The sequence below is a fragment of the Kangiella sp. genome (assembly GCF_048265365.1).
Taxonomy (GTDB): Bacteria; Pseudomonadota; Gammaproteobacteria; order Enterobacterales; family Kangiellaceae; genus Kangiella.
This window is the reverse complement of sequence record NZ_JBLXBT010000020.1, coordinates 1-10,781: the sequence shown is the minus strand read 5'-3', so window position 1 is coordinate 10,781 and position 10,781 is coordinate 1. Positions and strand designations below refer to the sequence as shown.

The 10,781-nt window shown below is 41.5% G+C and carries 8 protein-coding genes and 1 pseudogene; 5 read left to right on the top strand and 4 right to left on the bottom strand.

The annotated features are described in order from the left end of the window. Window positions 1-946, top strand: a pseudogene (locus ACN0VI_RS15240) (hypothetical protein); the annotation flags it as partial. A 97-nt stretch (window positions 947-1,043) separates the two neighbouring features. On the opposite strand, the gene araD reads toward ACN0VI_RS15240, so the two are convergent. From araD to ACN0VI_RS15225, 3 genes are all read right to left on the bottom strand, one after another. Continuing rightward, entirely contained in the window at window positions 1,044-2,774 is a 1,731-nt protein-coding gene (gene araD, locus ACN0VI_RS15235; RefSeq protein ID WP_417447394.1) for an L-arabinonate dehydratase, read from the bottom strand. 12 nt (window positions 2,775-2,786) lie between these two features. After that, window positions 2,787-4,313, bottom strand: a complete 1,527-nt coding sequence (locus tag ACN0VI_RS15230) for a UxaA family hydrolase (RefSeq protein WP_417447393.1) — start codon at window positions 4,311-4,313, stop codon at window positions 2,787-2,789. 90 nt (window positions 4,314-4,403) lie between these two features. Beyond that, entirely contained in the window at window positions 4,404-6,014 is a 1,611-nt protein-coding gene (locus tag ACN0VI_RS15225) for an IclR family transcriptional regulator (protein ID WP_417447392.1), read from the bottom strand. A gap of 316 nt (window positions 6,015-6,330) precedes the next feature. On the opposite strand from ACN0VI_RS15225, the gene ACN0VI_RS15220 reads away from it, so the two are divergent. The 4 genes from ACN0VI_RS15220 (at window position 6,331) to ACN0VI_RS15205 (ending at window position 10,539) form a co-directional block, all read left to right on the top strand. Next, window positions 6,331-7,401: a mannonate dehydratase gene (locus ACN0VI_RS15220; RefSeq protein WP_417447391.1), complete on the top strand. Its 1,071-nt coding sequence runs from the start codon at window positions 6,331-6,333 to the stop codon at window positions 7,399-7,401. A gap of 68 nt (window positions 7,402-7,469) precedes the next feature. Then, on the top strand, window positions 7,470-7,982 hold the full coding sequence (locus ACN0VI_RS15215; RefSeq protein WP_417447390.1) for a tripartite tricarboxylate transporter TctB family protein: 513 nt from the start codon (window positions 7,470-7,472) through the stop codon (window positions 7,980-7,982). 8 nt (window positions 7,983-7,990) lie between these two features. Continuing rightward, window positions 7,991-9,481, top strand: a complete 1,491-nt coding sequence (locus ACN0VI_RS15210; protein ID WP_417447389.1) for a tripartite tricarboxylate transporter permease — start codon at window positions 7,991-7,993, stop codon at window positions 9,479-9,481. Between the two features lie 92 nt (window positions 9,482-9,573). Beyond that, window positions 9,574-10,539: a tripartite tricarboxylate transporter substrate binding protein gene (locus ACN0VI_RS15205; RefSeq protein ID WP_417447388.1), complete on the top strand. Its 966-nt coding sequence runs from the start codon at window positions 9,574-9,576 to the stop codon at window positions 10,537-10,539. Between the two features lie 98 nt (window positions 10,540-10,637). Here ACN0VI_RS15205 and ACN0VI_RS15200 read toward each other — a convergent pair. Further along, window positions 10,638-10,781: IS3 family transposase (locus ACN0VI_RS15200; protein ID WP_417447395.1), on the bottom strand; the 144-nt coding region annotated here is incomplete at its 5' end.

Sequence of the window (10,781 nt, the reverse complement as noted above, 5' to 3'; positions counted from 1 at the left end):
GTTTGCAACAGTCGATTCGTTACTCTTGTATCCGCAATATTGGGGCTATAAACTCAGTGGAAATAAAGCCGCTGAAGTCACCTCGTTAGGTTGTCATACCGATCTGTGGAATCCGACCAGCTGTCAGTTTTCTACTTTTTGTGAACAACAAAAATGGGCGGAGCGCTTTCCTGAAGTCATAGAGACGGGCGCCAAGCTTGGTACCATCTTGCCTGACTTAGCCAAAGAAATTGGCTTGCCTACGAGTTGTGTCATTTTCAATGGCATCCATGACTCCAACGCCTCGTTAGTGCCTTACATCGGTCAGCCGATGGAAAAACTCACCGTAGTGTCTAGCGGCACTTGGACAGTTATCGCCACCATCAATGGCAAGCTGGATTCATTACACGAAGACAAAGACATGCTTGCCAATGTGGACGCTCTTGGCCGCGCTACCCCGACGATTCGTTTCATGGGCGGACGAGAATGGGAGCAACTGCGCAGCGACAGCAAAGCCACCTTGAGCGACGTGAGCTTTATCCTCGAACACGGCATTTTGGCCATCCCTGCCTTTGCCAAAGGTGGCGGGCCGTTTGCTCATTGTGGAGGGCGCATTATTGATCGCGGCATTGAGTTAACACCTGCCATGCAGTCTGCGCTGGCCGATGTGTATGTGGCTTTGATGACGGATTATTGTTTAGACCTGATGGACAGCAGCGACACCGTGATTGTCGAAGGCGCGTTTAGCAATAATATTAACTTCCTCACCTTATTGGCTTGTATGCGCAGTCAAAACGAAATTTACGCCTCCCGCGATGTTACCGGCACCTCCGGCGGCGCAGCCTTGCTGTCTAACAAAAGCCTAAAACTAAAAGGCCGACTCAGCCTCGCTATGTGTGACGCACAAATAAAACCACTGCTGAACCTGTATCGTCAGCAATGGCGGGACTTGGTGGGGGCGTTATGAGGGGGAGTTATAGTTTTTTGGTATTCTTTGGTATGGACCCAGTTGGCTAGATCCGAAGTTATTTGACTTTTTGGTGCTTCTATTTTGAGTTTTTTAGCTAAAAGATGTCAGGTTCCCCTTGGGTTTCGCCAAAGGTCGATTCGAGATAATCAAAATCACATCCTTCATTTGCTTGTTGTATATGTTGAGAATACATCCAGCCATACCCTCTTTGATAGGGCGGCTTTCTTTTTACCCATTGAGTTTTTCTATGAGCAAGTTCAGTATCGCTAACCAGTATATCTAAACGACGATTTACTACATCAAGACGAATTATGTCACCATTCCTGACGAGAGCTAGGGGGCCACCGATATAGCTTTCTGGTGAGACATGTAATACACAAGCACCATAGCTAGTACCACTCATTCGAGCATCAGAAATTCGTAACATGTCACGGACCCCTTGCTTAACGAGTTTGTTAGGGATAGGAATCATTCCCCATTCAGGCATTCCTGGCCCACCTTGCGGCCCAGCATTACGTAAAATAATGACATGGTCAGGTGTAATGTTTAAGGCATCACTTTCGAGTGCTGTTTTCATTTCTGGATAGCTGTCAAATACTAAAACAGTTCCTTCATGAGTAAGGAATTTTTGGCTCATTGCACTTGGTTTTATAACGCATCCATCAGGAGCAATATTTCCTTTAAGTACTGCTAGAGAACCTTCGCTATAAATGGGGTTGTTAATAGGTCGAATTACATCGTTATTAAACACTTTGGCTGATTCAATATTAGCTCCTAGAGATTGCCCATTGACCGTTTTTTCATCAAGGTTAAGGAGGTGAGATACTTGCTTCATTAGCGCGCATAAACCACCCGCATAGTAAAAATCCTCCATAAGATAATGGCTTTCCCCATTTGGTCTAACATTAGCTACGACGGGAACTACACGACTTATTCTGTCAAAGTCATCTAATGTCACAGGATGACCTGCTCGTTTACTCTGCGCAATGAGATGAATTATTGCGTTTGTGGAGCAGCCCATAGCCATGGCAACGGTAATGCCATTTAAAAAAGAGAGTCGAGTAAATATATCGCTGGGTCTTATATTTTGTTGGATTAATTCTACAATTCGACGGCCACATTGTGCTGCCATTCGTTGATGTTGTGCATCGACTGCGGGGATTGACGATGCACCAGGAAGCGTCATGCCTATTGCTTCTGCAATGGCTGTCATTGTGCTTGCTGTTCCCATAGTCATACAGGTTCCAGGTGTGCGAGCAATACCACTGATAATGCCATCCCAATTTTCATCAGATAGAAGGCCGGCTCGCTTTTCGTCCCAATATTTGAACGCATCAGACCCTGAGCCCAAAGATTTTCCTGCATGATTGCCACGCAACATAGGGCCAGCAGGAAGGAATATAGTAGGTAAATCGACACTGGTTGCCCCCATTAGCATCGCCGGTGTTGTTTTATCGCAACCACCAAGTAAAACGATACCATCGATAGGGAGTGCCCTGACCATCTCTTCTACTTCCATAGCAAGAAGATTGCGATAAAGTAATGCTGAAGGCTTAATGAGATTTTCACCAAGTGAAATAGTAGGTAGTTCTAAAGGGAATCCGCCGCTTTGAAAAACTCCGCGCTTTACCTCTTCAACACGTTGCTTAAAGTGCATATGGCAAGGGTTGAAATCAGACCAATTATTAACAATGGCAACAATCGGTTTACCTTCCCAGTCCTCAGGAGCATAACCCATTTGCATGAGCCTAGATCTATGGTTATGGGTGCGAAAATCATCTCGCCCCAGCCAGCGTTGGCTGCGATTAGTCTCTAACTTTGACATAATTATTTCCTCTTAAGCCAACACACCGATAGGCCAAGGCGCAAATTCATTTTCACCTACACCAATCTCCTCACTTTTACTTTGCAGGCCTGATGCGACGTCTAACATGGCTTGGAAAATCTCTTGGCCCATTTGCTCGAGGCTCTTATCCCCGTCAATAACAGCTCCACAGTTGATGTCCATATCATTTACCATACGTAAATACATAGGTGTATTACTGGCCAACTTGATAGTTGGTGCAGGGAAAGAACCAAAGCAAGAACCTCGCCCTGTAGTAAAGCAAATAAGATTTGCACCACCAGCTAGCTGTCCTGTTGCTGATACTGGGTCGTAACCAGGGGTATCCATGAAGACAAGGCCTTTTTGAGTAACTGATTCAGCGTATTTGTATACTTCCATTAATGGACTGTTCCCACCTTTTTTCGCACCACCAAGGGATTTTTCAAGAACATTAGCGAGTCCTCCTGCATGGTTTCCCGGTGATACACGGCCATTAATTTGAGTGTCTTTTCCTTTGTTGTACTCCAACCACCAGTTAATTCGATCAATAAGTTTTTGACCGACTTCAGGAGTAACGGCTCTAGTGGTTAGTGTGTGTTCAACACCAAATATTTCTGAGGTCTCTGATAGTATTGCCGTGCCGCCATTGCGAACTAAAATATCAACTGCTTTACCTAGAGCTGGGTTGGCGGAAAGGCCTGATAATCCATCGGAACCTCCACATTGCAAGCCTACGATTATATGTTCTGCAGAAACTGTTTCTCTATGAATTTTATTTGCAATTGGGAGCATTTTTTTAATAATTTGCTTACCTAATTGTATAGTGTTAGCTGTACCACCGAGTTCTTGCATGACCAATGTTTTTAACATTTTTCCAGTAGTCAAACTTTCTTGCTCTAAAAAACCAGCTAAATTGTTGCGCTCACACCCAAGTGCGATGATTAGTGCTCCAGCTGTATTTGGATGACGGATGTAGCCTGCTAACGTTCGACGAAGTAGATCCATTGGCTCTCCTGTCATTTCCATCCCACAACCCATTTCATGGACATAGGGGATGACTCCATCGACATTTGAGTAACTTTCAAGTCGTTCATCATCAAAATAGTTGGAAATCATGCGAGCTGTTGTTGCTCCACAGTTACCGACAACAAATACACCTAGATAATTGCGAGTCGCTACTCGGCCATCTTCTCGGACAATGCCTTGAAAGGTTGCGCGTTCAGATTCAGGAATATAATTGGTAGGAATGTAGTGCTTAGAAAATGCGTAATCTTTGCTCACTTCATCAAAGCGAATATTGTGGCTATGTACCCAAGTTCCAGAATGGATATCTTCCGAGGCGTAACCAATAACTGTGTTGTATTTCAGGATGGGTGTGCCAGCGGATAAAAATCGGCTAGCTATTTTATGTCCTTGGTCAATATCGTTTAATACTGACAGTGATTCGCTTTTAATAACGGTTCCTGCTGATATTGGTATTCTGGCAATGATGACATTGTCGTTATCATCAAGGCGAATGATAGGAGATATGCTATTCATATTATGCTCGCTATATTGTTATTTTGTTATCACATAACGATACACAATATTTTTTGTTATCACAATATGGTATTTTTATTTTTGATAATTTTATATAGTAAGAGAATAAAGATCACTTTGTCCTTGTAAGCGGCTTAATGTTGCATAGGGTAGTTGATAGCGTCCTGCGGCAACGATAATTTCATTTAAGTTTTCAAATAGGATGGAATGGACTGTCGGTGACGGTACTGAATAATAAGTGAAATGTGCGCTTTCATCTTTTATATTGTCGCACTGTAAAATAGACCAGCTATTTGACGCAGTGACCCAAATATTGCCTTCTGGGGTATGAAAAATACGTTGAGCAACTCCATGCCACTCATTGGGTAGAAAGCAGAGTATTCGTGCTGTAGTAAGCATTCTTCCTTTATCTGCTAGTAGGACTAAGGCATTGTTTTCCATATCAAGACCCGCCATATTTCCTAAATGATCAACAGATAGAGATTTCATTGGAAAATGAATTTCTTGCTCAGACTGTAATTCTCCTTCTTCGTTTAACTGAATCAGCTTTCGTTGATGATGGGAGCGTAGATATAGCCAATTATCTCCATTATTGGTTTGGTAACCCCAGAGTATTTCCATGTCTTCGTCTGTGAAAAAAATAGGCGTCTCGGAAAGTTGTCCGTTTTGAAGTGCTAGCTTGAACACCTGATTAGAAAATGCAATATGCGCATGAGTAGAGTAAACGGCTAAAGACGTGATGTGATGATCACCATGCCAAACTAGAATGTCTGTGCCATCTGGGTTAATACGAAAGACATTTGAACCATATTTGTCAGCTATATATAGGCTGTTTTCTTGTTTTATGAGTTGGGTTGGTTCAAATAGTTTTGTTGGCCACTGTTGCAGGTAGGTATCTTGTGCATATTGGTGTGTTGGGTGAAATTCTATTTTACGTAACTGATTGCTAATTTGTATTGAATTAGTAACGAGAAAGTCGATGAGAGATTGCAGGCGTTGGGCCTGTGTTCTAAATGTAGGTGCTGAAATACTGATAGCAGCAATGAGTTTATGATTTTTGTCTAATATCGGCGCCGCCACGCAGGTTACACCCTCTATGATTTCATTTCTTTCTATGGCGTAGCCTTGTCTTTTTATGGCAGGCAGCTGTCGTTTTAGTTCTTCTGATTCAGTGATACTACTATCAGTCACGGCTTTTAATTCAATTGAATCAAGTAATTCAGATTGGTGCCGAATGTCACTGTAGGCTAGTAATACTTTTCCTAAAGCGGTGCAGTGTAGAGGTCTCAATCCTAGGCTGCTTTCGGCAAGATTACCCTCATTTAAATAGGGACCATGTCTCATGATAATTCGAACTTGGTGTCCGTCAAGCACGCCAAGAGAGACGGTTTCTCGCGCAAAATCAGATAACTCTCTTAATAAATTATCGCTTGCTGCTTTCAGTATAGGATAACGAGAAAAAGACTGTGATAGTTCATTGAATCTCGGTCCTAATTGATAGGCCTGATCTCTTCCATCAACCTGCAGCATTCCTCTAGTGCAGAGCGTTGACAGAATACGATATAAGGTGGGTTTTGGATAACCCGTTATCTCGACAAGATCTTTTACTTTTGGACGGTTTGTCGAGTTTGCTATGACATCAATGATATTTAAGGCCTTGTCTAATAGCTGCGTTCCGCGGTTATTTTTTACTTCTGACATTTTTATTCCAAAGGTTCTAGTTTTTGGGCTGCTTATATGTGGCTCTTATGCAGATGGTATAGAGCCACCATTCTAAATAAAAATCACATAGTGATACTAATTTTTTTCAATGGCAGTGGAAGATAGGAGATACAGGAGCTGTTTTCCACATAGTGAATTTATTATTATTTTTTGTTTGACAAAATTTCACAATGTGATAATTTTAATTCACTCGATGTCTTCCCTAAGTCACATCGTATTTTAAATAAAAATAATCGAATCGTACTTTTTAAAGGCGTTACCTTGGTGAGGTTTTTAAAATAGAGGGCTTAAAGTTATGTATATCAGTGAGCAGTTGCTTAATCCAAGTGAGCAGCGTCTTCGTTTATCTGCGCAGTTCGGTGTGCAAAAAGTCGTGCTTGATAATAGAGGGACGAGCTTAGTATCTGCGCAAGGCCCAGTAACTCAATGGGATGTTCGACGCTTAACCGAGTACAGAAAGTGGGTGGAGTCTTTTGGCTTGGAGTTGGATGTGTTTGCCTTAGATGTTGGCTCTATTTTACTGGACTCAATGACTGATTTAGAGAGTGCTAAGAAGCAGCGTAATATTTTGGCTCAAAATATTCAAATTGCAGCAGATGCTGGTATTAGCTGTTTAAAATATAACGTTCAAATGGTTGGGATCACTCGTACTGGTTTAAAACCGGGGCGAGGGGGATGTCAAAATTCAGGTTTTTGTTTTGATGAATACTCTTTAGAGGCAGATAAAGAGCATTCATATTGGGGGGTAGGATACCCAACAAATCAGGACGATGGAGAATCTGACTCATCTTTGTTATGTGGTCAAAAAATGGCTCGAGACATTCCTGAAGTGACCGAGGGAAAAGGTTGGGATGCTATTGAATTTTTAGTTGAGGGTTTGGTTCCTGCTGCTGATGCGGCAGGTGTTCGTCTTGCTTGTCACCCTCATGATCCGGCCTATCCAATAGGTGGCTTAAATGGTGTAGAGCATGTTGTTGGTTCTGCTGAGGGTTTAAGAAGGTTCTTGTCTTTATCTTCAAGTAAAAATCATGGGCTAAACTTCTGTCAGGGCACTGTTGCTGAAATGTTTCGTGATCCTGGTAAAAAAATGACTGACATTATTGAAGAATTTGCCTCAACAGGGCGTATTTTCATGGTTCATTTCAGAAATATTCGTGGTGGCTATTTGGATTTTCAGGAAGTATTCCCTGATGAAGGAGATGTCGATATGCATGCTGCTATTAAAGCGTATCAGCGCGGTGGATATCGCGGCCCTCTATGTCCTGACCATGTACCTGTTTCTGACTTAGATGAAGGGCGTGAACGTTTTATGGCTTTTGCATTGGGATATACCCGTGGATTACTTCATTCTGTGAACATTCGTTGACTCATGATTTATTATTTGTATATCGAAGGCGGTGTGATTTTCGATATTTTTAAAAAACAATAATAGTCATGAGTGGAGCTGATTACATCATGAATATATCTCGATACAAAGATATCTTAGTAGGGCTAGTTTTTCTATTAGGATCAATTGCTTATTACTGCCAAGTCTTAAATATAGAGCAGGCAGGTTTTTCTAAACTAGGACCTGATTTTGTGCCAAAGGTTATTGCTGGACTAACCTTTGTTCTAGGGTTGGTACAAACGATAAAGAGTATTTATGTCTTGAGACAGAAAAATGCTTTACAGAGCGAGGGCGCTACAGATGGAAAAAAGTCGTTTCACCCTGTTGTTATGACATTCGTTTTGTTGCTGATTTATGTGTTTTCAATAGAACCTATTGGATTTATTCCAGCTTCAGCTATTTATCTCTACCTTCAACTTAATGTCAGTGTTCCTGATAATCAGAGAGGAATTAAGTATCAAGCGGCATATTTATTAAGTTCTGTTGCTGCTGCGGTTCTTATCAATTTTCTTTTTGTGAATTCATTTAATGTCATGTTGCCACAAGGCTTACTGGACTAGGGGGCTCTATGTTTGATGTTTTTTCTCATGCTTTATTGGGTGTCCTGCAGCCAAGTTCTATTTTATTGATGTTTTTAGGTGTTTCTGTAGGGATTTTGTTTGGTTCTATTCCGGGGTTGTCTGCAGCTATGGCTGTAGCGCTATTCCTTCCCGTGACATTCGCGATGGGAGCTAATGCTGCCATGACGTTGCTAGTAAGCTTGTATATTGGTGCTGTTTCGGGCGGGCTAATTTCGGCAATATTGCTCAATATACCAGGAACACCATCGTCTATATCGACGACGTTTGATGGTACACCAATGGCGCGCAATGGTGAAGCTGGTAAGGCGCTTGGATTGGGGATTGTATTTTCATTTCTTGGTGGGTTGATTGCTTTTATTGCCTTGTTATTTATTGCTCCAATGTTAGCAAAAATCACTTTAAAGTTTTCACCAATTGAATATTTTGCCGTCAGCATTTTTGCCCTCACTATGATCGCAGCCTTGTCGACAGGATCAATGGTAAAAGGGCTATTAAGTGGAATGGCAGGGCTTGCCTTTTCTACTGTCGGCATTGCACCTATTGACGGGGCTCGCCGCTTTACTTTAGGAATTGAAGATTTAACATCCGGATTTAACCTGCTGGCTGTCTTGATTGGCATGTTTGCCATTACAGAAGTTTTGCTTGCCGCAGAACGCTTTGGACGCAGAGATCAGCAGAATCCAATTACCGTTTCTAAAATCAAAGGTTTTGGGTTTAGTTGGAAAGAGTTCTTTGAGCAAAAATGGAACCTATTGCGCTCAAGTGCTATTGGCTTATTTATTGGAATATTACCCGGTATAGGCGGATCGGCATCTGGCATATTATCTTATATAGCGGCTAAGAAATCGTCTAAAACGCCAGAAAAATTTGGTCAAGGGCACCCTCATGGAATTGTAGCATCGGAAGCTGCAAATAACGCAACGATCGGTGGCGCGCTTATCCCATTACTTGCTCTTGGCATTCCTGGTGATGGAGTGACCGCGATGTTATTGGGAGGGTTCATGATACATGGACTTACTCCAGGTCCGTTACTTTTTCATAGCAATGCTAACCTTGTTTACACTATTTTCGCTGCCTGTTTAGTTGCTAACGTGATTATGTTGGTATTGGAGTTTCTTGGTATTCGAATATATGTTCGATTACTTCGTATTCCCAAATATTTTTTGCTTCCTATCATTGTCTTAATGTGTACTGTGGGAGCTTTTGCCGCTAATAGCCAGATCTTTAATGTTCAAACTATTGTGATTTTTGGTCTGATGGGATACTTGATGACAAAGTCGGGTATGCCAATTGCGCCAGCTATTCTGGGTTTTATCTTAGGCCCTATTGTCGAAACAAACCTGCGTCGAGGCATGATGCTGACGGAAGGGGATTTCCTTTCTTTCTTTGAACATCCTATTGCGCTTTCATTCCTAATTATTGCTGCACTAACCTTGATTATCCCTCTAGTTAAAACTGCATTGGCTCTAAAAAAGTAAGTTGAGTGAAAAGAAAGGTTAGTTTTACTGAGTTATGGATTCTTTTAATTGTCGCTTGTTACATATGAAAATAAAAATGAAGGAGTAACACAATGAAAAAAACTGTATTTACAATGAGTGTTCTTATGGCGTTAGGGTTATCGGGTCACGCAACAGCAGATGATTATCCATCCAAAGCTGTTGAGTTGGTAGTGCCTGCAGGAGCAGGGGGCGGCACAGATTTATCTGCCCGTATTTTTGCGAAATATGCCCAGAAAATACTTAAAAAGCCGGTAGTTATTGTGAATGTTGGTGGCGCTGGTGGTTATAACGGTTCTCGCATGGTTTATGAAGGAAAATCTGATGGATACAAAATTATATATACCCATCAAGGAATTATTACGAGTTATCTAACAAAAGTTGCACCTTATTCTTATGATGGTTTTAAACCTGGTCCAACTATTGTTATGGATGGCACTGTTGGGCTTTATGTATCAGGGGATTCTGAGATAAAAGATATAAAGGATTTGATTGCAAAAGCAAAAACAAATCCAGGTAAGTTAAAGGCGGCGACTGAATACGGTGCATTTACTTATTTTATGTTTAATAAATTGGCTATTGAAACTGGGGCTAAATTTAATCTTGTGGATGTGGGCGGTGGTGCAGCAAAAACAAGCGCTTTGTTAGGCGGGTATGTTGATGTTATCCCCAAGCTTTATGTAGGTACTCAACAGTATTTAGACTCTGGTGATTTTCGTTTGTTAGGAGAACCTACAGAAGTGAGAGCAGAAAATGCACCTAATATTCCGACTTACAAAGAGCAAGGAGTTGACTTTACTTTTCCTGCTTACCAGTTCGCGGTTTTCTTTAACAAAAACACTCCTGATAGCATCGTTGAAAAATGGGATGAAGTTGCTCGTCAAGTGACTTCAAACCCTGAATATAAAAAAGATATTGCCAAAGTAGGGTTTGTTGCAACCTTTATGAATTCTCAAGGAACAGCTGCTTCCTATGGTACTACTCAAAAGGAATTTAGTGAGCTGGTGAAAGTGGGCGAGCAAGTTAAGACTGAAAAGTAAATTTTAAAGCATTGAGGTCATGAACCTCAATGCTTAGTTTTAATGTATTAATAATAGAGGATTTAATCATGAAAGAGTACTGGACTTCCCAGAGTTTGCTAGACAGTAGGAACTTCTAAAAAATACTTTTCTTCGAACTTAGCAGGTGACACGCCACCTGTATGCGAATGTCGTTTTATCGGATTGTAGAACATCTCAATAAAATTAAATATTTCACCTTTCGCTTCCTCTCGTGTCGAGTA